Origin of the sequence: Pelotomaculum schinkii (assembly GCF_004369205.1) — a bacterium.
In the GTDB taxonomy this organism is placed as follows: domain Bacteria; phylum Bacillota; class Desulfotomaculia; order Desulfotomaculales; family Pelotomaculaceae; genus Pelotomaculum_C; species Pelotomaculum_C schinkii.
In genome coordinates, this window is the sequence record NZ_QFGA01000001.1 from 476,851 (window position 1) to 502,309 (window position 25,459).

The following is a 25,459-nucleotide window of genomic DNA, read 5'->3' on the forward strand; positions in this document are numbered from 1 at the left end:
AAAACTGTACAGCGTAGGAGTTACAATGTTTTAGTTGCTGTTTTAGGTCAAGCCCTCGACCTATTAGTACCGGTCAGCTGAACTGGTTACCCAGCTTATACACCCGGCCTATCTACCTGGTAGTCTTCCAGGGGTCTTACTAGCTTGTGCTATGGGAAACCTCATCTCGAGGGGGGCTTCGCGCTTAGATGCTTTCAGCGCTTATCCCGGCCAGACATAATTACCCAGCGCTACTCCTGGCGGAATAACTGGTACACCAGTGGTCTGTCCATCCCGGTCCTCTCGTACTAGGGACAGCTCCTCTCAAGTTTCCTGCGCCTGCGACGGATAGGGACCGAACTGTCTCACGACGTTCTGAACCCAGCTCACGTACCGCTTTAATGGGCGAACAGCCCAACCCTTGGGACCTACTACAGCCCCAGGATGCGATGAGCCGACATCGAGGTGCCAAACCTCCCCGTCGATGTGGACTCTTGGGGGAGATAAGCCTGTTATCCCCGGGGTAGCTTTTATCCGTTGAGCGACGGCTCTTCCACTCGATACCGCCGGATCACTAAGCCCGACTTTCGTCCCAGCTCGACCTGTTCGTCTCGCTGTCAAGCTCCCTTCTGCCTTTACACTCTGTGCGCGCGATTTCCAACCGCGCTGAGGGAACCTTTGGGCGCCTCCGTTACTCTTTGGGAGGCGACCGCCCCAGTCAAACTGCCCGCCTGATACTGTCCACGTCCCGGTTTCACGGGACTGTGTTAGAACTTCAATACTCAAAGGGTGGTATCCCAACGTTGGCTCCGCCAATACTAGCGTACTGACTTCCACGCCTCCCACCTATCCTGTACATCCAATACCAAAACCCAATGTCAGGTTGCAGTAAAGCTCCACGGGGTCTTTCTGTCCTGTCGCAGGTAGCCGGCATCTTCACCGGCATTACAATTTCACCGAGTCCCTCGTTGAGACAGCGCCCAAATCGTTACGCCTTTCGTGCGGGTCGGAACTTACCCGACAAGGAATTTCGCTACCTTAGGACCGTTATAGTTACGGCCGCCGTTTACTGGGGCTTCGGTTCAAAGCTTCGCGTTGCCACTAACCTCTCCCCTTAACCTTCCAGCACCGGGCAGGCGTCAGCCCCTATACTTCATCTCGCGATTTTGCAGGGACCTGTGTTTTTGGTAAACAGTCGCTTGGGCCTTTTCTCTGCGACCCCCTCACGCTCCAAACGTTTGTTCTTCACGCTACCGGGGTACCCCTTCTCCCGAAGTTACGGGGTCATTTTGCCGAGTTCCTTAACGAGGGTTTTCTCGCGCGCCTTAGGATTCTCACCCCACCTACCTGTGTCGGTTTGCGGTACGGGCACTCTTTCGCCTCGTTAGAGGTTTTTCTTGACAGTTTGGGCTTAAGCTGCTTCGCTACTTAATTTCGCTCCCCTTCAGTTCTCGGGCTTCTCAAGAGACGGTTTTTCCTATCTCTCACCCTACCTCCTTGGACGCACTTTTCCAATCGTGCGCTCAGCTTACCCTCCTGTGTCACCCCATCCTTCAAACGGCTATGAGTGGCATCGGATTCTCAACCGATTTTCCATCGCCTACGCTATTTAGCCTCGGCTTAGGCCCCGGCTTACTCTGGGCGGACGAGCCTTCCCCAGAAAACCTTAGGCTTTCGGCGGGCAGGATTCTCACCTGCCTTTTCGTTTACTTATACCGGCATTCTCACTTGTATGCGCTCCACAGCTCCTTACGGTACTGCTTCAATGTACATACAACGCTCCCCTACCCAACGCGTTAGCGTTGCCGTGGCTTCGGTGACAGGCTTAGCCCCGTTACATTTTCGGCGCAGAGCCACTTGACCAGTGAGCTATTACGCACTCTTTAAATGGTGGCTGCTTCTAAGCCAACATCCTGGTTGTCCGGGCAACTCCACATCCTTTTCCACTTAGCCTGTCTTTGGGACCTTAGCCGGCGGTCTGGGCTGTTTCCCTCTTGACTACGAATCTTAGCACCCGCAGTCTGACTCCTAGGGTCATAATATCCGGCATTCGGAGTTTGATTGGGTTCGGTAATCGGTGAAGACCCCTAGCCCAGTCAGTGCTCTACCTCCGGTATTCATCCCTAAGGCTAGCCCTAAAGCTATTTCGGGGAGAACCAGCTATTTCCGGGTTCGATTGGCATTTCACCCCTACCCACACCTCATCCGCCGCCTTTTCAACGACGGTCGGTTCGAGCCTCCACTTTATTTTACTAAAGCTTCACTCTGGACATGGGTAGATCACCCGGTTTCGGGTCTACTCCAACGGACTTATTCGCCCTATTAAGACTCGCTTTCGCTGCGGCTCCGCGTCTCTTTCGCTTAACCTTGCCCGCTGGACGTAACTCGCCGGTCCGTTCTACAAAAAGTACGCCATCACACCTCGGTCGTCGGTCGTCAGGCAGCAGTCGTCAGGTTTTCCTGCTTTCCTTTGGAGTCTTTGACCCCATAAAATTGCTTTCACCCTGACGTCTGACGTCTGATGACCGACGACTGAATGGTGCTCTGACTGTTTGTAAGCATACGGTTTCAGGTGCTCTTTCACTCCCCTCCCGGGGTGCTTTTCACCTTTCCCTCACGGTACTTGTTCTCTATCGGTCGCACCGGGTATTTAGCCTTGGGAGGTGGTCCTCCCGGATTCCCACAGGGTTCCCCGTGTCCCGTGGTACTTGGGATACTCTCGTAGTACCTCGACTTTTCGCCTACAGGGGTTTTACCTCCTATGCCGGGCCTTTCCAGGCCGCTTCGGCTAAATCTACTACACTATCTGATGAGAGTCCCGCAACCCCAGTCGTGCATGCACTACTGGTTTAGGCTCGCCCCGCTTCGCTCGCCGCTACTAGGGGGTTCGATCTTTCTTTCTTTTCCTCCGGCTACTAAGATGTTTCAGTTCGCCGGGTGCCCTCCGTTAACCTATGGATTCAGCTAACGGTGACGGGGGTTTGCCCCCGCCGGGTTGCCCCATTCGGATATCTACGGATCTATGCCTGTTTGCGGCTCCCCGTAGCTTTTCGCAGCTTGCCACGTCCTTCTTCGGCCCTGTGCGCCTAGGCATCCACCGTATGCCCTTTGTAGCTTGACCTAATTTCGCGCGCTACTTAGAACATCTTCTATGCTCTAGTTACTCTTGTTCTCCTATGCTGTGCAGTTTTCAAAGAACGGCCTTGAGTCGTGGGACGTGGGACTATCTGGCATTCCTTTTGGGTCCTAAACCCTCAAGTCATCCTTCCTTCCCATGTCTTTCTTCTCATTTCTCACGCTCAAACTGTAGAGAGCCTTTAAAATGAGAGGCGTTTGCCTCTCATTACAGTCTCTCAAAACTAAACAGTGTGTCGATGGATGGTCGACCTCGGAGTAATCAGTCGTCGGTCGTCGGGCAGCGGTCGTCAGTCTTAGGTTGGAATTCGCGTATGCGAATTCCTTCTATCCTGACGTCCGACGTCTGACTTCTGACGTCTGACATGTTCTCCTTAGAAAGGAGGTGATCCAGCCGCACCTTCCGATACGGCTACCTTGTTACGACTTCACCCCAATCACCAACCCCACCTTCGACGGCTCTCTCCTATAAAGGTTAAGTCACCGGCTTCGGGTGTTGTCAGCTTTCGTGGTGTGACGGGCGGTGTGTACAAGGCCCGGGAACGTATTCACCGCAGTATGCTGACCTGCGATTACTAGCGATTCCGACTTCATGCAGGCGAATTGCAGCCTGCAATCCGAACTGAGACCGGCTTTTTGGGATTTGCTCCGCCTCGCGACTTCGCTTCCCTTTGTACCGGCCATTGTAGCACGTGTGTAGCCCAGGACATAAGGGGCATGATGATTTGACGTCATCCCCACCTTCCTCCGTTTTGTCAACGGCAGTTCCTCTAGAGTGCTCGCCTTCACGCGTTAGCAACTAAACGTAGGGGTTGCGCTCGTTGCGGGACTTAACCCAACATCTCACGACACGAGCTGACGACAACCATGCACCACCTGTCTCCCTGTCCATCCGAAGATAGAAAACCTACTTTCATAGGCTGTCAGAGGATGTCAAACCCTGGTAAGGTTCTTCGCGTTGCGTCGAATTAAACCACATGCTCCACCGCTTGTGCGGGCCCCCGTCAATTCCTTTGAGTTTCAACCTTGCGGCCGTACTCCCCAGGCGGGGTGCTTATTGTGTTAACTACGGCACAGAAGGGGTCGATACCTCCTACACCTAGCACCCATCGTTTACGGCGTGGACTACCGGGGTATCTAATCCCGTTCGCTCCCCACGCTTTCGCGCCTCAGCGTCAGTAACAGGCCAGAGAGCCGCCTTCGCCACTGGTGTTCCTCCCAATATCTACGCATTTCACCGCTACACTGGGAATTCCACTCCCCTCTCCTGCCCTCAAGTCTACCAGTTTCTCAGGCACGCTACCGGTTGAGCCGATAGTTTTCACCATAAGACTTAGTAAACCGCCTACGCGCCCTTTACGCCCAGTAATTCCGGACAACGCTCGCCCCCTACGTTTTACCGCGGCTGCTGGCACGTAGTTAGCCGGGGCTTCCTCCTCAGGTACCGTCACTTTCTTCTTCCCTGAAGACAGAATTTTACAACCCGAAGGCCTTCTTCATTCACGCGGCGTTGCTCCGTCAGGCTTTCGCCCATTGCGGAAGATTCCCCACTGCTGCCTCCCGTAGGAGTCTGGACCGTGTCTCAGTTCCAGTGTGGCCGTCCACCCTCTCAGGCCGGCTACCCATCGTCGCCTTGGGGGTCTCTTACACCTCCAACTAGCTAATGGGACGCGGACCCATCTTAATGCGGATTGCTCCTTTCCTCACCCAAACATGTGTTCTGGGTGAGCGTATCCGGTATTAGCGCCAGTTTCCCGGCGTTATCCCGGTCATTAAGGCAGGTTATCCACGCGTTACTCACCCGTCCGCCACTAAAGTTTGAGATTCGCAAGCTTCCTCTCAAACTTCCGTTCGACTTGCATGTGTTAAGCACGCCGCCAGCGTTCGTCCTGAGCCAGGATCAAACTCTCCATTTATATCTGAAAAATTTGATCTCGCTCGTTAATTTAGTCGCAAGCCGTAGGTCGTAAGTCGTAGGGTCCAAGGTATTCCTCTTGGGTCTTTGGAACCTTTGAGTTTCCTTTCTTCCTCCGCCTTACTTCTTCGCCTTACGTCTGTTTGGAATACTGCTCGTTCTTTGACGAGAGTCATGTAATTCGGTCGTCTGTCGTCAGGCAGCAGTCGTCAGTATCCGGGCACTTCTCTTGGGCTTCTTAAAACCCTTAAGCCTTACCCTAATCCTGACGTCTGACGTCCGACGTCTGACGTCCTTTTTTCCATCCATCCACTGTTTAGTTTTCAAAGACCGTGTCGCCCTTTAGCGCGACGCAAATATTATCCTATCATTTCTGCCGGCCCCGTGTCAACTGGTATTTTCTGGCCGGATTCGCGCCTTGCGGCGCGAACAGTTGTTATTCTATCACTTCTACAATCTGCGGTCAAGTGGCAATCTTTCGATTAGATAAAAAAATTACACGAACTTAGTTGATTCTCGACGCATTTTTGCATTACTTTCATTATTATGGTAGAATAGGACTTACCGTCAAGGTATTAAAGGAGGATCGCCCATGAAAAAAGGCAGTATTGAGTTAGAGAACGGTAATAAAGTGATTATAGAGTTTTTTGATAAAGCTGCGCCGGGAACGGTTGCAAATTTCGAGAAACTCGCAAATTCCGGATTTTATAACGGTTTGAATTTTCACCGGGTAATACCGGGTTTTGTTGCCCAGGGAGGCTGCCCTAAAGGTAATGGGACAGGCGGACCAGGTTACAGAATAAAATGTGAAACTGCCGGCAACCCCCATAAGCATGTTAAGGGAGCCTTATCGATGGCGCACGCAGGAAAAGATACGGGCGGCAGCCAATTTTTTATATGCTACGACTCATTCCCCCACCTTGACGGGGTCCACACCGTTTTTGGCCAGGTGGTAGAGGGAATGGAATACGTAGATAAAATTAAACCAGGCGATAAAATGAAAGAAGTTAAGGTCTGGGAAGAATAGTAGTAAAGTTTTTAACAAGTGGACGGTCTGATTAATCACGGGTCCAGGATTAATCAGACCATCATTTAGTAGACTGGTGTAGACTGGTGTTAATGGTAATAATAAGGTACAGTTTCTTTTTTGTTGCGTTAATATTTTTAAAGAAGCTCAAAGTTTTCGCCCGGGGCAAGCACCGTAACCATACTTACTGTAGCAGACTCCACCTCCGCTTTAAATTTCAACGGGTCCTGTTTGATTAGAGGCCAGGTATTGTAATGCATGGGAACGACCATTTTGGGCTTAAGCATCTTTACTGCTTCTAATGCATCCTCCGGCCCCATCGTGAAATTATCGCCGATAGGCAGTAAGGCCAGGTCAGCCGGATGCAGGCGACCGATTAGTTCCATGTCACCGAATAAGCCGGTATCACCGGAATGGTAAATGGTTCTGCCGTCCATATTAATCAAAAATCCGCATGGTGTACCCAGATATTCCATGGGTCCTTCGCCGAAACCTGTCCCGTGCCATGCCGGCGTCAGCTTTATTTTTACTCCATTAAAGGTATGGCTGCCTCCAATATGCATTCCGTGCGATAACGCCCCCTTACGTCCGGCATAAGTTGCCATCTCAAACACGGAAACCAGCGTACCACCGGATTGTTTGGCGATGGCCACGGCATTACCCAGGTGGTCGCCGTGGCCATGTGTTACCAGTACCAGGTCAGCCCTGATTTCTTCGGGTTTTACTGCTGCAACAGGGTTGCCGGTCAGAAACGGGTCAATTACTATGGTCGCGCTCCCCTCCACAAGGAATCCCGCATGTCCCAAGAACGTTACCTTCATTTTTTCACTCCTTAAGTTTTTTCTTGATTATACCCAAAATAAGCAAAGATTTCACTGCGTTTCCAAAATATTATAATAAAAAAATAGCCCCTTATTTGGTAGGGCTATAGATAGCAGATCTTATTACCGGGCCGGCGTCGCCTGTCCAACCACCTGTTGCATAACCAAATCCAAAATTTGCACCGAAGCGGTATATGGGTCAACTTCCCGTGCAGCGACTTTTTCAAGAAGCCGTTTTACCTGCCCGGGCTGATTTACCTGCTTTCTAACCAACCTTTCCCATTGTTGGCTTACTATGTCAAGCGTTTCATTTTTTGCACGCTCGTTTCTTCTAACATCAAAGATCCCCTTGTCGAGGAGATAGCCGCGGTGTCTTTCAATAGCTGATAAAAGTTCAGTGATACCAACAATATTCATGGTAGATGTTTGCACTACGGGTGGCCGCCATTTTACGTGATCGTCACGAAAATCCAGCATCATATCCACTTCTGCAACAACTCTGTCAGCGCCCGGCATATCGCATTTATTTACGGCAAACACATCGGCGATCTCCATAATACCAGCCTTCATAGTCTGTATACTGTCCCCTGCCCCGGGAGTCAGAACGACTATGGTAGTGTCTGCTATATACATAATGTCCAGTTCAGCCTGACCTACACCCACAGTTTCAATGATGATCCAATCCATCCCAAAGGCGTCCATGACTTTAACTATTTCCTTGGTGGTCTTGGTCACCCCACCAAGGCTGCCTCTGGTGCCCATACTGCGAATAAAAACCCCTTCGTCCAAAGCATGCGCGTTCATACGTATACGGTCTCCCAGAATGGCCCCGCCGGTAAAGGGGCTGGTGGGATCCACCGCTATAATCCCGACATTTTCATTCCTTTTTCTTATTTCTTTAACAAGGAGGTCCACCAGAGAACTTTTACCTGCGCCAGGTGAGCCGGTTACCCCCAGAATATAGCTTCGACCTGTCTGCTGGTATATTTGCTTAATAAGCTCGTCCTTTTGAGGCATCTCGTTCTCTACAATTGAAATCACCCTAGCCAGCGCCCGGTGCTCGCCTGCCCGGAACCTATTAAGTAAATCTTCCAAGAGTGCACCTCCTAAATTATAATAGGTCAGAATAGTAAGAAACTTTAGTATATTATTTCTTCACTTGTGATTAAATTCCCTTCTAAAAAAAACACCTGTTGCTTTTTATAAAAAGATTTTTATGCACGAATCACAGCTTGATTCTGAACTACTCGATATTAAAATGATTTATACATTGTTATGTCATATATAATCTGAGTTTTTCTTTACCTTTGCGCTTGCAGGTATTTTTCTGCTGCTACAGCTGCTATAGCTCCGTCAGCAACAGCTGTTACAACCTGACGTAATAGTTTTTGCCGCACATCCCCGGCTGCGTATATACCCGGTTGAGATGTCAGCATGTTTTCATCGGTTATGATATAGCCTTTGTCGTCCACTTTGACGATGTCTTTAACAAGGTCGGCATTAGGCTGGTAGCCAATATATATAAAAACACCATCAGCCGAAAGCCTCGACCTGAAATTGTTACGGACATCTCTGAGCAGCGCAGCCTCAACCGTATCTGTACCATTGATTTCATCAACCACACTGTGCCAGACAAATTCAATCTTAGGGTTCATGAAAGCCCGTTGCTGGACTATTTTGGTAGCTCTCAACTCACCGCGCCTGTGGATGACGTAAACTTTTTCCGCAAATTTGGTTAGATAAATGGCTTCCTCAACTGCGGCGTCTCCCCCACCGACCACGGCGACTTTTTTACCACGGAAAAAAGCGCCGTCGCAGGTAGCGCAGTAGGAAACACCCCGTCCGGTATATTCAGCCTCTCCCTTTACATTGAGCAGTTGCGGCTGAGCTCCAGTGGCAATTATCAGGGCTCCGGTTTTGATTGGCCCTTTATCAGTAATCACAGTAATTTCCTTGGATGAAGGTTCAATCTTCTCAACATTTGAGGACATTATCTCCAGTCCGAAGCCGCGGGCCTGTTTCTCCATCTGGATCATAAGCTCGGGCCCGCCTATACCTGGAAAGCCAGGATAATTCTCAATATTTTGGGTGCTTACCACCATACCCCCTGGGACGCCCCTCTCCAGCAGCAATGTATTGAGCGCGGCCCTAGCTGAGTATATTCCAGCGGAGAGGCCTGCAGGTCCGCCGCCAATAATAACCAGGTCTCTTTTCTCCATAAAAAAACACCTCCTTAAATATCTTTCTATATTACAAATGATCTTAACTTAATAAAAATAATTTGGTCAACAAAATAAATATTACTTTTAAAGCATTTCCGGATTTACTTTTATTCAACAGACTCGTTTTTAAAACAAAATAAAAAATAAATAAAATTTAAACTAGCAAAAAAAACAGGCGAATTGATTTATCGCCCTGATATTCGCCAATCGTTTGAAAGTATTTATATTGAAACCATAAATTCCCGAAATCGGAATTATACATCAAGAAACCGTGCCTGCTGGTTTAAACCAGGAGATAGTAGCCCTAACCTCTAGAACCCCCCCCTTCTTAATATACTAATCTATATGCCGGGGGAGATGAATTTTTCACTGGCAATATTATGTTATTATCTCTAAACTGTTACTTGTCCAGAATGGTTAAGATATCACCCAACACTTTTTTAATATCCTGGTCTCCGTTGACGCTTTTCAGCAGATTTCTCTTGGCGTAATAATCAATAAGAGGCTGGGTTTTGGATTCATATATATCCAGACGGTTGTTTACAACAGTTTCATTGTCATCACTACGTTGATACAACTCGCCGCCACATGCGTCGCATACATCATCTTTTGCTGGTGGATTATATTGCACGTGGTAACTGGCGCCGCAGTCACGGCAAATACGCCGGCCGGTCAAACGATCTACTATTTTTTCACGTGGTACAAAGATGTTGATTACCCCGTCAAGCGTTCGTCCCATTGTCTTGAGTGTTTCTTCCAGCGCTTCGGCCTGCACTACAGTGCGGGGAAAACCGTCCAACAAAAATCCCCTGGCACAGTCCGCTTGAGAAAGGCGATCCTTTATAATTCCCACCACTACAGAATCCGGTACAAGCTCGCCCATATCCATGTACTCCTTCGCTTTCCTGCCCATCTCAGTGCCTTCCTTGATGGCAGCGCGAAACATATCGCCGGTAGAGATATTGGTTATATTAAGTTCCCTCGCCAACACTTCCGCCTGAGTGCCTTTTCCCGCACCCGGAGGCCCCATAATAAGAAGATTCACAAAGAACCCCTCCTAGCTTCTTTTCATAGCTGCTAAAACAATAATGGTATTATATCACAAATTGTCCACCACTGGAAACAGCTGCCGCATACACATTGATAATCCAGACAAACCTTTACCATTAAATATCATTTCTTTATGCCGAATGATAAATTCCCTGTTTTGTGACAATATCTAATTTATAAACATATATTAAGATAAAATTATCAAGGAGGCATAAAGTATGGCAGATGTTAAAATTGAGCAGGCAGGATTTGGTAACGCGGCGTTCATTTTCTTCTTAATCTTTATCCTTTTGGTCTTTGGTGTAGGTTTCTGGGCCTTTGGCGGCGGGGGTTGCATCTAAAGCTAATAGCGTCAGGGGTCTCGCCATCAACCCCTAGAAGAGCCGCCGGCGGTTATTTAGCTGGCGGCTCTTTTCTATACATGCGAACGGCAATGATAGCCGTCAAAGAATAAGCGTACCCTGAACAGGTCACATAATTCTACCTGATCAGGATACGCTCTGCCTGGGAGTGAAAAATATTTAGGGTGCTAAAAATAGCCGATAGTACAAGGATGTTGTTAGATGAAGAAGCAGCAACCGACACCAAATACTAACAGTATAAAAATAAGAAAGAAGATAAACGCTGGATTACCAAATCCTGTCTGCATTTCAACAAATTCTGCCATTTATTAACACACCTCCTTTTCCAAATGACACTTACGCAACATATTATGTTAAGGATCTTGGTATTGTTACAATGCAGTAGCGGGACTTAACTCAAGCACTCATACTAAAAATCCTTAATAAACGTAGATAATGATTGGCTTCTCTGAGGGTATGGTCAGCTAATAAAGGCAATATAATAGACCTTATTCTGCAGGCAAGAATACCCTCTGTGCCTTGCCTCTTGAAATCCCTTATCCCAATAGTTTCCTTCAGGCTTTTCTGCGTAACCTGCGGAAAAAGGTTAATCTGACTGTGCAAGGCCATCGCTTCAGCAGTAAGCAAATCAAATTCTTTACCAAAGTTATTGGCTGTTTGGAACAAGACCTCTTCGGTGGGATCTAAAAGCCCCCTGATAAATTTAGCATGTTCTGCCATAATTCTATTCCAAAAGGACTCCTGTTCAACTGCAAATCCGATAATATCTACCATCACCCTATTTTGCAGTCTGGTGAGCAGTTCGACAAACAATATAGCTTCCCGGCGAATGTGGTCAATTAATAGCGGGTAGTTGAATGTGAACATCTTGCAAGCTAAAATACTGTCCAGGACTATAGTCTTAAAATTTATTAAGCTTTGAGTCACAGCAATTGCCCGCTGATTTAAATCAGCGACACGTTGTACCAGCGTTTGTAAATTCAACTGCGTTACCCGCTTAGTAAGGGAAAGCTCCGCCCTGGTAATGTTGGTGTCAATAGATATGCCGGTGTAAAACTCTGTTGCCCTCTCAGCATTAAGTGTAAAATCGGTAACTACTTCTCCTGAAGAGGCTACACCGGGGCTGATACATCCGCCGGTTAGGGTTACCGCCTCTGTTAACAAGGCCTCGTACTTTTTCTTAAAAGTATCGGCCTGACGGGCCAAATCAGAATTCACGGGAGTAAAGCCTCCTTCCAAAAAGAAGGCATGCTCCTTCATAATTCTCAAAAAGAATAAGTGTATGTCCAATGATTGTATTACGAACTCTTCATTTGACAACATGAATATTTACCCCTTTCGCCAAGCCTCAAAAATCTATAATTTAGCATACTTACTATCAATTATATGCTGCAGGCAAAAAATGGGTGATTCATTCGAAGTAATTTAGCTGCCTTGATTTCCTTTTCGTACCATCTCAATAAGAAAACCCGTAAATCCTTGTGATATAAGGGTTTGCGGGTTTTCTTATTTAAATTCCAATCATCAGGTTATCATTTATTTTTACATTCCCATAAATTCTTTTTGCAATTTGCTTAATATTTCTTGTTCTTTTGCTGACATATCATCTTGTTCTTTTATTAATTGATCAACTCTAACTTTTTGTTCCCCGTAACCCTTATCAATAATTGCATAATTTTCATTGATTATCTTGACAATTTTGCTCTTCACCATGCCATATTTGGTTTTTTGATAAACAACTTCACCAATTTCAAGATTATTTTTCAACGATATTCCCTCCTCCAGCATCTATAAACAGCATATAGGGTTGGCAATCCAGTGTCAATATGAAAACCCGCAAGCCCCTAATATAAGGCTTTGCGGGTTTCCTGTAAAGTATTTGGTCGGGACGACACGACTTGAACGTGCGACCTCACGGTCCCGAACCGTGCGCTCTACCAAACTGAGCTACGTCCCGAAGCTAACCTAGCGGACTGACAAAATATATTTTCCCATAGTCGGCCCAAAAAGTCAAGGAGAAAAGCTCTCTTGGGAACAGCTGTTGTCTTTCAATAATTAAAGGTTATCCCAGCATTCGTGTCGAATTAAATTTAGGTCTGTCTTCTTGGGAGTGTTACCATGATCAAGTTGATATACAAGTTACTCCGGTTCTTAATGACGGGCTACTATACTTTTATGGCCGGCCGGCTGCTGCAATCCGTTGGACGCAACACTGTTTTTGAAGGGATGTTTGATGTACCCCTTTGTCACCGTGTTGTTATTGGAGACGAATGCCTTTTTGCGCCGGGGGTTTCATTTGTAGTAACCGACACAGGCAGTATTACGCTGGGCAATAGGATATACATTGGAAGGAACTGTGTGTTGTCCAGTGATACCGGCATATCCATCGGTGATAATACCATGCTGGCCGAGTTTGTCAGTGTCATCGACGCAAACCACAGCTTTGAAAAAAACGGGCTCCCCATCCGTGACCAGGATTTAAACGCGCTTCCCATCAAAATTGGCAGTGATGTCTGGATTGGGAGGGGCTGTGCGATTTTGCGGGGGACGACTGTTGGAGACGGAGCGGTAATCGGGGCCAACAGCGTGGTAACCCGTGATATTCCTGCATATGCCGTGGCCTGCGGCGCCCCCGCCAGGGTTATTAAATATCGCACCTGATATTTAGACCTGGCAACATGCCAAATATAAGGAGTGATTTTTGTTGACAGGTGAACCCAGTACATTTTCTCTGATAGCCAATTATTTTTTACTAGCCCTTTTCGGCGGCTCAGCCGTATTGGTCTTTTGGGACACACGCCGGCGGGGAAGGGTGCTCTCGGAGTCCATCGCCTGGGCACTCTTTATGGCTTTTATGTTTCCCCTGGCTATTGTAGTCTATATTTATTTTCGCAAAAAAAAGCTACTATAATGCAGTTAATAGATCTTTGGTAATACACCATTACATTTAAGTCATCCTTTTTTAAGGGGGACTTTTTTTACTGCGGTTAAAGGTTTCAAAGAGGTTTTTAGGAACAACCCTGTCCAGGCCGGGCAAGGAAAAGCTCCTCGGTCCAAGGTATCCTTGTCTGGTGCTGTCCGGGGATATTACCCCTCCACCGCTTCCCGGGCATACCGCGGCAGGTTCAGTACCCTGGATGAAAGCCGCGTCGATCACCCTGGTGTTGAACGGACCTGCCAGCAGCCCGTCTTCGGCACATATAGTGACCTTCATAACACCAGCCGGCATGGTAAAATCTGAGGCTGGAACATCCTTCAAGGCTGCCTCAGCAAAGCTGGCCCAGATGGGAGCGGCTATCTGAGCGCCGGTTTGTCCCACCTCTTTATTTTTGTCATCGTAACCGATATAAACGGCAGCCACAAGGTCCGGTGTATAGCCAACAAACCAGGCTTCCTTGAGGTTCTCCGTGGTCCCCGTCTTACCCGCCGCCGGCCGTCCTACAGCGGAGGAAATATTAGACGCTGTGCCACCCGGTTTTAATACCGCTGTAAGCATATCAGTGACAATGTAAGCGGTTTTCTCATCAAGGGATTGCTCCAATTTCGGCCTGTGTTCCTCCAGTACCCGCCCGTTTCTATCAGTTATTTTTTGTATGAAGTAAGGCTCCGCTTTAATACCTTTATTGGCCAGCGGACCGTAAGCCCTGGCCAGTTCAAGCGGGGTCACCTCTGAAGTTCCCAGAGGCAGCGAGAGTACTGGCCGCAGCGGTGATTCTATACCCATTCGCCGGGCATAATTAGCCACCTTGGCAGCCCCTACCTGCTCGTTCAGCCTAACAGCCACCACATTATCAGAGGTATACAGCGCTTCTTTTAGGGTAAACGGACGGTTGTGGTAGCCTCCCTGGTAGTCTTCAGGCTCGTATCTGGCGCCGCCGGTCTGGAGAAAACTGACGGGTTCACAGATGATGGTGCTGCCTGCTGTATATCCACTGTCGATAGCAGCGGCGTAGAGAAACGGCTTGAAGGCCGATCCCGGTTGAAACCTGGCTACGGCCCGGTTGAATTGGGACCTGGCATAGTCTTTACCGCCTACCATGGCCTTCACCTGACCGGTTTTTGGATCGATTGCCACCAACGCTCCGTCAAGTTCCTGGTCGCGTCCCTTAAGCCCCTGAGAAACGGCTTTTTCTGCAGACTCCTGCATATTTAAATCCAGCGTGGTATAAATTAACAAACCACCTGAATATAATCTTTCCAACCCGTTGGGATAATTCTTCTCAATATAGTTCATGATCTCATTGGAAAAGTAAGGGGCCTTCCTTACAGAAACAGGCGACTTGGATGGCTGCAAAAACTGCCCACTGGCCTCCTGGGCCTGCTCCCGGCTGAGCATTCCAAGTTCTACCATCCTGTTGAGAACAGTGGTCTGGCGCGCTTTGGCCCCCTCGAAGTTCTGGGAGGGCGCATATATACTGGGAGCCCTGGGGACTCCCGCCAGCATCGCGCTTTCAGCGAGTCCCAGGTCTTTGGCCGGCTTATTGAAATAAGTCCTGGCGGCTGCTTCCACCCCGTAAGCGCCTTGCCCAAAGTAAATCTGGTTTAAGTACATTTCCAGAATTTCTTTTTTGGTGTGTTTTCTTTCCAGCTGGATGGTGAGGAAAATTTCCTCCAGTTTACGCCCTGCGGTCCGCTCCGGTTCCAGGTAAAGGTTTTTGACCAGTTGCTGCGATATGGTGCTGCCCCCTTCAACGATACTGCGCTCTTTAATATTTCTCCACAGGGCTCTGGCCAGGCCAACCGGGTCGATCCCGTGGTGCTGGTAGAACCTGGCGTCTTCAATGGCCACGATAGCCTGCTGCATATAGGGAGAGATGTTGTCGAGAGATACCGGAACGCGATTTTCCTCACTAACGGTAGTGATTGTTGTGCCATTGGCATCCAGAATTTTTGAAGGTACCGGAAAGTCTGCGTCAATAAAGGACCGGGCAGAGCAACCGGCCAATACCATGGTGGTGGAGATAAGTAACATCAACAACGTTATTTTTGCTTTCATTGTATTAGTCACCTTGTCCCTAATTCTAAAAACACTAGTTGGATACCCTTTGGAGATTTAAACCATATATACAGCATTCCTCTATAGCTGTGCGAATAATTCGCACTCACATAATACAACCATCAAAGGTTGAAATGCTGACACTTTAGTGTCACGTTTACCTTGACTATTGAATACAAGATGAATATGCTATCATCAAAAGGAAATTAGTCTTTTTTTAAAGTAGGTGTATTTATTGGAAGTTTACGCTCTAGTCGGACCAAGCGGTACAGGGAAAAGCCACCGCGCGGTTAACCTTGCCCACCAGATTGACGCCCAAGCCATTATTGACGACGGCCTTTTAATTCAGGGCAACCGTATCCTCGCCGGAAAATCGGCTAAACAACAACCCACCCGGATATCGGCCATCAGGTCAGCTCTGTTCATGGATGACAGACAGGCGGAAATTATGAAAGAGTCCCTTGGCGAGCTTGACCTGAACAGGCTTCTGGTCCTGGGTACTTCTATCGGTATGGTGGAACGTATTGCCTCAAGACTGGGACTGCCACTCCCCTGCCGCATTATTAAAATCGAAGAAGTCGCCAGCGAAAAGGAAATCAGGAAAGCCAAATACTTGCGGACCTGCTACAGTAAACATGTCATTCCTGCTCCTACCCTGGAGGTTAAAAAAAGTTTTCCCAATACCCTGGTCGACCCTCTCAAAGTTTTTATGCGTAAAAAAGGCGGCGCCTCCGGAAGAAAAGACTGGCTCGAACAGTCAATGGTCAGGCCTACTTTCACCTATAACGGCCGGCTGACCATCGCCAACAGCGCCCTGAGCGCCATCGCGGGATACGCCGCCACATCAGTCAAGGGGGTCAGAAGCGCGGGTAAAATCGGGGTTGTTGTGGAGCATGAAGGGCTTGTCACTGTTGACGTTTCTCCTGTAATCTTTTTCGGGCTGAACCTCCCAGAAGTGGCAATTCAAATACAGCGTAAGATTAAACAGAGCGTGGAAGACATGACCGGGCTACAGGTTAAATCTGTAAATGTCCAGGTTAAAGGATTGAGTTTCGACCATATAGCGACAGAGGCGACCAGTTAACGGCCGCCTCCATTTATGTGCAGGTTGCAAAAACATGGTTGCCGATTTTGGTTACGACCGGCAGGGTCAGGATCCAGCTATCCCTACTGATATCTGGATTGTAAAAAAACAGCGCGCCACCTGTTGGGTCTTTCCCCGAGAGAGCCTGCTCAGCTGCCTTGAAGGCTTTTTCGTCAGGTTCCAGGTTGATTGAACCATCTCCTACCGGTGAAAACTGGTAAACCCTATTGTTTTTTTGCATAATCACTTCCGGTATTGTTTTCGGAAAATACGGACTGCTGATCCTGTTCAGGATAACGGCGCCGACAGCCACCTGGCCCTCAAAGCTTTCACCCCGTGCTTCAGCGTGAATTAACCTGGCTAGAAGCATCAATTCCTCCCTTGGCACAACCCCGCGAGACAAACGCCCCTCATAAGATAGCCCTTCGGGAATTTGCAGTACATCCCCTGGCCTGATCAGGCTGTCACTGAGGTTATTGGCCCTCATCAATTCACGTACTGCGACCTGATGTTTATAGGCGATTAAACTAAGATTATCTCCCTCTTGAACTGTGTAGCTTACCTCAACGGAACCGGTTTTTACCGAAGATTGAGTATTTGTGTTCTGGGAAGCCTCATTGGCTGAGGCTGCCACGCTTCCGATCATAAGGGCCGTTATGATTAACGCAGCCGTCATGACCATAGTCCTGGGAACCAGTTTACTCATTTTTCCTCCTTTCCCGACTCCAAAAGGTATTTTTGCCAGCCAAAGACTTAATATACATTTATTTTTATCCATGATAAAGAATTATGAACAGAATTGCCAAAAAAAATACCCTCCACGGGTACTTTTTCGTTAACGAGTTATATTAAGCCAGCGCAAGCAGGGCGTTTACCGCTGCTGCGGCAATGGCGCTGCCGCCTCGTGTACCGGGCAGGGTTATATATGGTATAGCCAGTTCCAATAATGTCTCTTTAGACTCGCCGGCCCCTACAAATCCCACCGGGGTTCCTACCACCAGGGCCGGGGCCGCTTCGCCTTTTTGGATCATCCGGCACAGGGTAAAGAGGGCGGTAGGGGCGTTGCCGATGGCTATAATCCCCCTTTTCGCCTCTCGCGCCGCGCGCTCCATGGCCACCATGGCCCTGGTAAGTCCTCTGTCTTTAGCTTCTCGTGCAACATCCGGGTCGCTGATGTAGCACACAACGTCAATGCCAAATGAGCGCAAACGACCTGAATTAATTCCCACTTTGAGCATGTTGATATCAGTGGCAATTATTCTCCCGTTCCTGATAGCCTTCAGGCCCGCTTCTACCGCCTCAGGATGGATGGTGATTAGACCGGCAATAGAAATATCCCCCGTGGTGTGGACGATCCTCTTGATAATCTCCCGCTCCCCTACAGGCAGCCTGGCCAGGCCGGGCAGGTTCTCCTCAATAATTTCCATACTCTTTTGTTCAATCGCCTTGGGCTCACTAAGAACCATCATTTAGCAGACCTCCCTGATTCGGTCCATTATAACCTGGGCTACCCTTTCATCAGCGCCGATATTACTTGCTAACACCAGTTCTACCTCCGGATACTTCTCTCTTTCTCTCTGGACAATTTCAGGAATATCATCCTGGACGTGTCTTCCCTGGTAAAGAAATAAAGGCGCAACCACGATTCTTTGGGCGCCTTTTTTTATCATCTCCTCCACGGTAGCGGGGAGATCCGGCTGGTTGAACTGGAGCGAAGCTGTCGCAACAAAATCGTAGCTACAGGATTTTTCCAGCATCATTCGGTATGCCTCAAGCACCGTCCTTGCATCAACGGCCCGGCTGCCATGGCTGAGCAATATCACAGCAGTTGTCATGCCCCAATCACTTCCTATGCCTTCTTAGTCAATCATCTTCATTAAGTCCCCGACGCTGCCCACTGCTCCGGAAAGTACGTCCGGCCGTTCCACAATAACTACCGGGATACCGGTTTCCAGCGCCGCGTTGAGCTTTTCCTCCATCCCGCCGGGGGTCCCGCCGTCTTTGGTAACCAAAACCTCAGCTTTGTAATGGCGCAATAAGGCTGCGTTGAGCTCCTGGCTGAACGGCCCCTGCATGGCAACCACATCGGCCGGAGTGAGGCCTAGTTGGAAACACTTATCCAATTCTTTCGGGTCAGGCAAAAGCCTCACAATCACCCTGCAGCCTCTCCTCTGCGCCTCTGCTACAAATATACCGAGTGTTTTGCTGCCTGTAGCCAGAAATATTACCCTGCCCAGCGCCGCAGCTTTTTGAGCAGCGCTTTCATAACTGCCGGCATAATGGAGCAGGGGGCTCTCCAGGACTCTGGAGGGGGGCCGCTGGTAACGTATGTAACGGATATTCTTCTCTCTGCACACCTTTAAAGCCAGCGATGAGATTTCTTGAGCGTAGGGATGGGTGGCATCCACCAGCAAGTCCACATTTTTATCATCAATCAACCGGCCGATTTCCTCCCCACTCAAACGGCGGCCGCTTACCTCAGCCGCGCCGCACCCCTCAAGCAACGCCGCCCCATAAGGTGTGGCGGCACAGGCCAGGACCTCTTTTCCTTTTTCAGCAAGGGTTTGCACGATCAATCTGCCGTCAGACGTGCCTGCCAGTACCAGGATCATAGCCGGTAGCCCCTTGGTGTGACTAAAAACCTGCCGACCCGGCGGGTCTGGCTATTTCCAATAATGATGGTGGTAAACATGTCAATGGAGTAATTCACCATACGCTCCAGGTCGGTGATCACGCTTACCTCATCTTTCCTGGCGACGTTGCGTACAATCCCCACCGGGGTTGCCGGTTTTTTATACTCAAGCATTATTTCTCTGGCCTTATGGATCTGCTCCGTCCGCTTACGACTGGACGGGTTGTACAGGACAACAACAAAGTCGCCCCGGCAGGCGTGCTCCAAGCGCTTCTCTATGATTTCCCAGGGCGTTAGCAGATCACTTAAGCTGATTACCACAAAATCGTGCATCAGCGGCGCTCCGAGACAGGCGGCGGCGAAAGTTGCCGCGGTTATGCCGGGGATAATCTCCAGGTCAAGAGATTCCACTGCGCCCTTCTGTTCCAGAAGCTCCAGTACCAGCCCCGCCATGCCGTAAACACCCGGGTCGCCGCTGGATACAAGAGCAACTTTTTTGCCTTCCAGCGCTCTATTAATGGCAAGGCTGCAACGCTCCACCTCCTTGGTCATGCCGCTGCTCATGACTTCTTTCTCCAGCAGCAGACCAAAGATGAGCTCAATGTACGCCTTATAACCCACCACCACCTCGGCCTGTTCCAGAGCTTCAAGGGCACGGCCGCTCATCTGGCCGGTTTCGCCCGGACCAATACCAACTACGGCCAGTCTTCCTCGACAATCGCTACCGTTACCCCGTTGAACGCTCTCTTGCGCAAAATCAACCTGGCCGCCGGGGCGGCCAATAGGGCCACTGGCTCGCAAACTCCACCAACTCCTATCCTGTCCTGAACAAATTGGGAATAAGAAAGGTCCCTGCCTTTTACGTCAAAAACACCTGCTATTTCTAACCTGCTGAAGGAAACAAGGGGCAATCCCATTTCATACGCAGCCTGAACCAGTCCTGCTTCTCCCGACCTCAAATCAATAGTAGCCAGCAGGCGCACCGAAGCAAGGCTGCGGTCCGCCAGGACCAGGGCTTGTTCCACAGCTTCCTTGACTGCCGCAGCGCTGATACCCGTGCGGCATCCCAGTCCCACCACCAGGTGTCGCGGTCGCAAAAACAGCGATTCAGATGGAAGACCGGCGATTAACCTGCTGGTAATAAAAACAATAATGCCTTTCTTTGGCGCCTGCAGGTAATTATCTATGGGTTTGGGGTGAAATTTTATAATCTCTGTTATTTTTGATGCGTCGTCAATATAAAAATGGACATCCTCCCCGTTAACCATGGCCGCACTGACAGTTTTCAGATGATGTAGAGGTTCAACAGCAAGGTTGTAGTCACGCGCCAAAAGATCCACCGCAGGTAGTCCTTGCACATCAGTAGCCGTGGTGATTACCGCCAGCGCACCCAGCTTGCTCTGGATATAACGGGCCATGTCGTTCGCTCCTCCCACGTGGCCGGAAAGAGCACTGATGGCGAACTGCCCCATTTCGTCCATTACAACAACCGCGGGGTCTGTCCTTTTGTTGCCAAGGCAAGGCGCCATGGTTCTGAAAACGATACCCATGGCCATAACCATAACCAGGCAACTGTACTGTTGGAATATTTCACTGCACAGTTGACGCAGGGGCTGCTTGTATGGGCGTGAGCCTGGAAAACTAGCAGCGAATCTGGCCGGCGCCAGTATGTCAACCTCTGCCCCCGGCAGTTCCGAGAGCGCAGTTGAAACCCTTAAGGCAGTCGCGGCGCCTTGCCTGGTCACGGCCACTACCCCTATTTTCACTGTGCCGGCCCTCTGAAGGTATGGTCGAAGCTTGTGTCATAAAGCCTGGAAGGCTCGTAATTCGCCCCGAAAGCCTTGCCCACCATGATTTGGGCGGTCCTGTTGACCCCTGCTTCCATCACCTTTTGCTCAATATCTTCAATGGTACCGTGAATGACCCGCTGTTCAGGCCAGGATGCCCGCTCTACCACAATAACCGGTGTGTCCGGTGTATACCCCCCTGATTTAAGCGCCTTGACCACTTCCGCCATCATATGCACGCTTAAAAAGATACACATGGTTGCGCCGTGCCCGGCCAGGGAAGACAGCGTTTCTCCAGCTGGCACAGGTGTCCGTCCTTCAGCCCTGGTCAGGATTACCGTCTGGGTTACACCCGGCAAGGTTAGCTCATGAGGGATAGCCGCTGCGGCAGCAAGGAAGGAACTAACCCCCGGTATTACGGAAAAGGGTATGCCGTCCCGGCGCAATTCGTCCATCTGCTCCTGGATCGCGCCGAACAGGGCAGGATCGCCGGTATGGACCCTGGCCACCCTTTTACCTTTGGCGTGCGCTTCAACCATAGTGTCTATAATTTCTTTCAGGGACATACCTGCGCTGTTATGTATCTCGGCCCCCTCTTTACAGTAATCGAGTAAGGCCGGGTTAACCAGGGAACCGGTATATATGACCACTTCGGCTTCAGCCAAGAGTCTTGCTCCTTTTACTGTAATCAGCTCCGGATCCCCTGGGCCTGCTCCGATAAAATAAATCATATCAACCCCCCCTTTTTGTACGAATAAACAACTACCTTGAAACCTTTCGGCCGCTACAATGTCGCTCAAATATAGGTGCGAATTCATTCGCACAAAAGCCCCATTTAAGATGTCCAAGTGCGGCGCCGACACGCCGTGTGCGATTAAAATGGCGCCTACACCGGGGTATTTTATAAGAATGTTTGGTCTTTTTCAGGTATTTAAGGCCGTGTCAGATCTTGAAAGACTACTTTATTGAGATCTATTATCAGTAATTAGCCCTCTTCTCCGCTGAAAGAACCGTAACCGGATTCATACCCTTAAGGAGGTGGCTGGCGCCGGCTTTCACTACCCTGGCGACGCTGATTTGCACCGCGTCGACATCGCCATAGAACTGTTGCAGTAGTTCTAAAGCGTGAGCCGCGGTTTCCAGAGTAATCGTGTTTACAATAATCCTGCCCCCTGGTAGAAGTCTCTGGTAAACACTTTCTAATATGCCGGTCAAATGTCCCCCGCTGCCGCCTACAAAAACACGGTCAGGGTCCGGCAGCTCGTCCAGGGCTTCCGGCGCGACACCTTCAATGATTTTCAAGTTATCCAATCCAAAAGCCTTCATATTGCTTTGAATCAAGTGAATCCCTGCCGGACTGCGCTCCACGGCGTAAACAAAACCACCGGTGGCCTGCAAGGCGGCTTCAACTGACAAAGACCCTGTTCCTGCTCCAATATCCCACACGACATGATTGGGCGCCAACCTGGCCTTGGCCAGGGTGATCACCCGTACTTCCTCTTTGGTCATGGGGACGTTGCCGCGCACAAAAAGCTCATCGCTTATTCCCGGTGTCCGGTAAATCCATCGGCTGTTCATCCAAAATCACCATAACATAATTTCTTTTATCCCACTGGCCTTCCCATCGGGCAAGATCAAGGATGGTAAAGGCATTAATTTCTTCGGCAGGGTACGAAAGTTCGGCGCAGACATAAGCAGTTTTGTCTTTCATGCCGGCGTTTACCAGGACACTTGCCAGAACCGGCGGTGGTTCCTCCGGTCCGGCCAGGACAACTACCTTGCTATTGCCTGCCACGGTCTCTGCCAGTACGGTCCGGTCCCGTCCATGGGTACTGACCACAACGGCGTCGTGCCAGGAAACTGCCAGCCGGGCGCAAGCATACTGTACCGAACTGATACCCGGGATGACCTGCAGCTGGGCAGGGGTAAAATGCCGCCTCAGGTACTGCAGGATACCGTACATGCCGGGATCACCCGAAGCTATTACCGCAATTTTTTTCTCGTCCATTCTCTCCCGGATATACTCAATCATTTCCTGCAGATTGTTTTTAATAGTGAAAATTTCGCCCGGTTGACCGCTGAAAAGGGCCAGGCTGCGCTCCCCGCCCACCAGGACATCCGCCTCAGCGACCGCCCGTATGGCTGCCGGAGTCAGATGTTCCTTGCCACCGGGTCCAACCCCTACTACAGCAATTTTTGCCATCCCATTTCCCTTCCAATTAAACGAGTTGACTCGTCCATACCCAGTATCGTTCCATCCAACCCCAGCAGTACCGTACCAGCTTTCAACCGGGTGCGGGTATAAGCCTCGGCCCTGGTACTGGCCCTGGCCGCAATAGCATTGAATATTCCGGCGAAGCCGCTCTCTTTAAGCAAACCCAACGCTTCTTCAGCAGAACCCGCTGCCATAATTTTGCTGATTAGACCGGCCGGCGCCCCGTAAAGACCTGCGAAGGCGGCAAGGGTCTCCATCCTCCCGTCGGCCAACCTGTTGTGGGTATGAAAGATGCCGGCTGCGACTTTTACTAATTTCCCATGGTGACCCCATAATAAAACTGCTTCAATGCCCCGGTCGACACAGACATCCAGCATGTAGCCCACAAAATTACTCATTTCAACCACAGCTTCGCGAGGCAATCCATACCGTTCGACCGCCGTCCGGAAGCCAATCCGGCCCGGGGTGAGGACGACCTTCCGGTAGCCGGCGGCCACAGCCAGGTCAACCTGTGGAGCGAGTGATTTTTTAAAAGCTTCTTCAGACATCGGCCTGACAATGCCGGTGGTGCCCAGGATGGAAATACCTCCAACAATCCCCAAACGCGGGTTAAGGGTCTTGAGAGCCACCTCCTCGCCCCCGGGGACTGAAATAGTAACCTCTACGCCCGAGCCTGGCCTAATAAGGTCGTCCAGGGCATCCACAATCATTTTACGCGGAACGGGATTTATGGCGGGACTGCCTACCGGCGCCTGCAAGCCTGGCCTGGTAACAACCCCGACACCTCGTCCCCCCATGATATGAACGCCGCCAGCACAGACAGCGACTTCAGCTACCACAGGCAGGCCGCTGGTTACATCGGGATCATCCCCCCCCTGCTTGATTACAACAGCCCTGGCACAGGAGCCGTCCAGTTCCAAACTCTCAACAGGAACCTCAAGCAGGTTTCCTTCAGGGTTCACAATGGTAATATTTTTGTTGGTTTCACCCCGCAACAGCAGCAATGCCGCCGCACGCGCCGCCGCTGCAGCTGACGCGCCGGTGGTAATTCCGGTCTTCAGCATGGATATTTCCAATTCATTCATAACAGTTCATTCATAACAGCTTCCTCCATGCGGCCGAAGAACTAAAATTCCTTGCGACAAAAGCTCCGTTGGCCGCACCAAGCCGGAGAAATGATAAAAGCCCGGTCAACTAGACGGGGCTTTTCATATGCGTCAAAAAAACCCCTGGCTTTCCAGCGAAGCCTGCGGTGAGCAGCAGACAGGCAGGTCTCCTGGCTTCCGGTCTTTGTTGCCGCGTCTTCCCGGTTAACCCAGTGACAAAAGTGCGGCGTACTCTCCCGGTTACAGTTGCGGGACCGCGCCGGCTCCTTAGATCTGGACCTTTTTGGAACCAGTTTCCATTTCCCCGGTCTTCCCTATTCTCCCCTCGGCGGGGCACCTGTCCGCGTTGTTCTTTTTCATATTTTACAGGTTTTAATAACCTTTTTCTTTGCGCTGTATAGCGCGTATGTCCATATCCACCAAAAACCGGTAGGGCTTGCACATCTCCAGCAAGCGTGAAGTAGTCCTTTCTCCCAGATAGCCTTCCAGGTCCTCGGGGCTGATATTGGTGGTTACGATGACCGGAAGACGGTGGTTGAGGCGGTAATTGATAATTGAATAGATTTTATTTCTGGTCCACTCCGTGTAATTATGAGCCCCCAGGTCGTCCAAAATCAGGAGCGGCACCTGCCTGGCCGTATCCAACAGGTCAAACTCGGTAAGGTCCTCAGTATTTCTTCCCGTGTCATAGGTCGAACGTATTTGATCCAGCAGGTCAGGCACCACAGCAAAAAGAATTGAGTTTCCTTCTTTCAGCAGGGTATTGGCGATACAACAGGCCAGAAATGTTTTACCGCTTCCCACCTGCCCTGTAAATAGCAGTCCGTCGGCTCCGGGATCAGCCGAAAATCTTTTGACAAAACCTTGAGCCGCTTCAAAAGCATGTTTAGCCAGTTCATAGTAAGATATCCCATTGACCAGATCGAGACAGTTTTTAGCGTAATATTTGAATTTGAAGTTTTCGAATGTGCATTTTTGAAGATTAACAGGCAGTCTGGAGTCCTTTAACAGTTTTGCTGCTGCCTTTTCTTTCATGCACCGGCAGGGTATAGCCCCTTCCTCCATTATAATTACGCCACGGTCACCGCACAGCTGGCAGCCCACCCAATCACCTGCATCCCTTAAATA

22 protein-coding genes, 1 tRNA gene, 2 rRNA genes and 1 riboswitch are annotated in these 25,459 nt (G+C 49.8%); of the genes, 4 read left to right on the forward strand and 21 right to left on the reverse strand.

Annotation, left to right across the window (positions count from 1 at the left end):
* Nucleotides 1–43: 43 nt before the first annotated feature.
* A 23S ribosomal RNA gene (locus tag Psch_RS02340) occupies nt 44–3,100 on the reverse strand.
* A 392-nt stretch (nt 3,101–3,492) separates the two neighbouring features.
* Nucleotides 3,493–5,030 (reverse strand): 16S ribosomal RNA (locus tag Psch_RS02345).
* Together the 16S and 23S rRNA genes form the textbook arrangement of a ribosomal RNA operon.
* A gap of 591 nt (nt 5,031–5,621) precedes the next feature.
* On the opposite strand from Psch_RS02345, the gene Psch_RS02350 reads away from it, so the two are divergent.
* Complete coding sequence (locus tag Psch_RS02350) at nt 5,622–6,056, forward strand: peptidylprolyl isomerase (RefSeq protein WP_134217495.1); 435 nt, start codon at nt 5,622–5,624, stop codon at nt 6,054–6,056.
* Between the two features lie 137 nt (nt 6,057–6,193).
* Here Psch_RS02350 and Psch_RS02355 read toward each other — a convergent pair whose 3' ends face one another.
* From Psch_RS02355 to Psch_RS02370, 4 genes are all read right to left on the reverse strand, one after another.
* A complete protein-coding gene (locus tag Psch_RS02355; protein WP_134217494.1) occupies nt 6,194–6,877 on the reverse strand; it encodes a metal-dependent hydrolase in 684 nt (227 codons plus the stop codon).
* Nucleotides 6,878–7,000: 123 nt separating this feature from the next.
* Nucleotides 7,001–7,972: a methylmalonyl Co-A mutase-associated GTPase MeaB gene (meaB, locus tag Psch_RS02360; protein WP_243120490.1), complete on the reverse strand. Its 972-nt coding sequence runs from the start codon at nt 7,970–7,972 to the stop codon at nt 7,001–7,003.
* Between the two features lie 206 nt (nt 7,973–8,178).
* A complete protein-coding gene (gene trxB, locus Psch_RS02365; RefSeq protein ID WP_134217493.1) occupies nt 8,179–9,096 on the reverse strand; it encodes a thioredoxin-disulfide reductase in 918 nt (305 codons plus the stop codon).
* 403 nt (nt 9,097–9,499) lie between these two features.
* Complete coding sequence (locus Psch_RS02370) at nt 9,500–10,144, reverse strand: adenylate kinase (RefSeq protein ID WP_134217492.1); 645 nt, start codon at nt 10,142–10,144, stop codon at nt 9,500–9,502.
* Nucleotides 10,145–10,367: 223 nt separating this feature from the next.
* Here Psch_RS02370 and Psch_RS21340 point away from each other — a divergent pair, with 223 nt between their 5' ends.
* Nucleotides 10,368–10,490: a hypothetical protein gene (locus Psch_RS21340; RefSeq protein ID WP_282432414.1), complete on the forward strand. Its 123-nt coding sequence runs from the start codon at nt 10,368–10,370 to the stop codon at nt 10,488–10,490.
* Between the two features lie 417 nt (nt 10,491–10,907).
* On the opposite strand, the gene Psch_RS02375 is transcribed toward Psch_RS21340, so the two are convergent.
* From Psch_RS02375 to Psch_RS02385, 3 genes are all read right to left on the reverse strand, one after another.
* A complete protein-coding gene (locus Psch_RS02375; RefSeq protein WP_134217491.1) occupies nt 10,908–11,834 on the reverse strand; it encodes a DUF2935 domain-containing protein in 927 nt (308 codons plus the stop codon).
* A gap of 219 nt (nt 11,835–12,053) precedes the next feature.
* Nucleotides 12,054–12,278: a hypothetical protein gene (locus tag Psch_RS02380; protein WP_134217490.1), complete on the reverse strand. Its 225-nt coding sequence runs from the start codon at nt 12,276–12,278 to the stop codon at nt 12,054–12,056.
* A gap of 113 nt (nt 12,279–12,391) precedes the next feature.
* A tRNA-Pro gene (locus tag Psch_RS02385) sits at nt 12,392–12,468 on the reverse strand.
* Nucleotides 12,469–12,629: 161 nt separating this feature from the next.
* Here Psch_RS02385 and Psch_RS02390 point away from each other — a divergent pair.
* Nucleotides 12,630–13,172 carry an acyltransferase gene (locus Psch_RS02390; RefSeq protein ID WP_134217489.1) on the forward strand — a complete coding sequence of 181 codons (543 nt, stop codon included), beginning with the start codon at nt 12,630–12,632 and terminating at the stop codon, nt 13,170–13,172.
* A 301-nt stretch (nt 13,173–13,473) separates the two neighbouring features.
* Here the strand turns inward: Psch_RS02390 and Psch_RS02395 are convergent, their stop codons facing one another.
* Nucleotides 13,474–15,507, reverse strand: a complete 2,034-nt coding sequence (locus Psch_RS02395; protein ID WP_134217487.1) for a transglycosylase domain-containing protein — start codon at nt 15,505–15,507, stop codon at nt 13,474–13,476.
* Nucleotides 15,508–15,733: 226 nt separating this feature from the next.
* On the opposite strand from Psch_RS02395, the gene Psch_RS02400 reads away from it, so the two are divergent.
* Nucleotides 15,734–16,591: an Asp23/Gls24 family envelope stress response protein gene (locus Psch_RS02400; protein ID WP_427910068.1), complete on the forward strand. Its 858-nt coding sequence runs from the start codon at nt 15,734–15,736 to the stop codon at nt 16,589–16,591.
* Nucleotides 16,592–16,604: 13 nt separating this feature from the next.
* Here the strand turns inward: Psch_RS02400 and Psch_RS02405 are convergent, their stop codons facing one another.
* The 11 genes from Psch_RS02405 to Psch_RS02455 all read right to left on the reverse strand — a co-directional run bounded on the left by Psch_RS02405 (nt 16,605) and on the right by Psch_RS02455 (nt 25,435).
* Nucleotides 16,605–17,297, reverse strand: a complete 693-nt coding sequence (locus tag Psch_RS02405; RefSeq protein ID WP_190239013.1) for a cell wall hydrolase — start codon at nt 17,295–17,297, stop codon at nt 16,605–16,607.
* Nucleotides 17,298–17,439: 142 nt separating this feature from the next.
* Nucleotides 17,440–18,060, reverse strand: a complete 621-nt coding sequence (locus Psch_RS02410) for a precorrin-8X methylmutase (protein ID WP_190239014.1) — start codon at nt 18,058–18,060, stop codon at nt 17,440–17,442.
* The gene (locus Psch_RS02415) at nt 18,061–18,426 is read right to left on the reverse strand and encodes a sirohydrochlorin chelatase (protein ID WP_134217483.1); all 366 of its coding nucleotides are present in this window, start codon (nt 18,424–18,426) and stop codon (nt 18,061–18,063) included.
* Between the two features lie 24 nt (nt 18,427–18,450).
* Nucleotides 18,451–19,203 carry a precorrin-6A reductase gene (gene cobK / locus Psch_RS02420; protein WP_134217482.1) on the reverse strand — a complete coding sequence of 251 codons (753 nt, stop codon included), beginning with the start codon at nt 19,201–19,203 and terminating at the stop codon, nt 18,451–18,453.
* Complete coding sequence (cobJ, locus tag Psch_RS02425) at nt 19,200–19,889, reverse strand: precorrin-3B C(17)-methyltransferase (protein ID WP_190240202.1); 690 nt, start codon at nt 19,887–19,889, stop codon at nt 19,200–19,202. The genes cobK and cobJ overlap by 4 nt, the downstream gene beginning before the upstream one ends.
* A gap of 29 nt (nt 19,890–19,918) precedes the next feature.
* Entirely contained in the window at nt 19,919–20,989 is a 1,071-nt protein-coding gene (locus Psch_RS02430; RefSeq protein ID WP_134217481.1) for a cobalt-precorrin 5A hydrolase, read from the reverse strand.
* Nucleotides 20,986–21,741, reverse strand: a complete 756-nt coding sequence (cobM, locus tag Psch_RS02435) for a precorrin-4 C(11)-methyltransferase (protein WP_134217480.1) — start codon at nt 21,739–21,741, stop codon at nt 20,986–20,988. The genes Psch_RS02430 and cobM overlap by 4 nt, the downstream gene beginning before the upstream one ends.
* A gap of 247 nt (nt 21,742–21,988) precedes the next feature.
* The gene (gene cbiT / locus Psch_RS02440; protein WP_134217479.1) at nt 21,989–22,588 is read right to left on the reverse strand and encodes a precorrin-6Y C5,15-methyltransferase (decarboxylating) subunit CbiT; all 600 of its coding nucleotides are present in this window, start codon (nt 22,586–22,588) and stop codon (nt 21,989–21,991) included.
* Nucleotides 22,545–23,213, reverse strand: a complete 669-nt coding sequence (gene cbiE, locus Psch_RS02445; protein ID WP_134217478.1) for a precorrin-6y C5,15-methyltransferase (decarboxylating) subunit CbiE — start codon at nt 23,211–23,213, stop codon at nt 22,545–22,547. The genes cbiT and cbiE overlap by 44 nt, the downstream gene beginning before the upstream one ends.
* On the reverse strand, nt 23,195–24,310 hold the full coding sequence (gene cbiD, locus Psch_RS02450) for a cobalt-precorrin-5B (C(1))-methyltransferase CbiD (protein ID WP_134217477.1): 1,116 nt from the start codon (nt 24,308–24,310) through the stop codon (nt 23,195–23,197). Before cbiD ends, cbiE begins: the two co-directional genes overlap by 19 nt.
* A 164-nt stretch (nt 24,311–24,474) precedes the next feature.
* Nucleotides 24,475–24,687: riboswitch (cobalamin riboswitch) on the reverse strand.
* A 16-nt stretch (nt 24,688–24,703) separates the two neighbouring features.
* Nucleotides 24,704–25,435, reverse strand: coding sequence for an ATP-binding protein (locus Psch_RS02455; protein WP_243123929.1), 732 nt, complete (start codon nt 25,433–25,435; stop codon nt 24,704–24,706).
* Nucleotides 25,436–25,459: the final 24 nt, after the last annotated feature.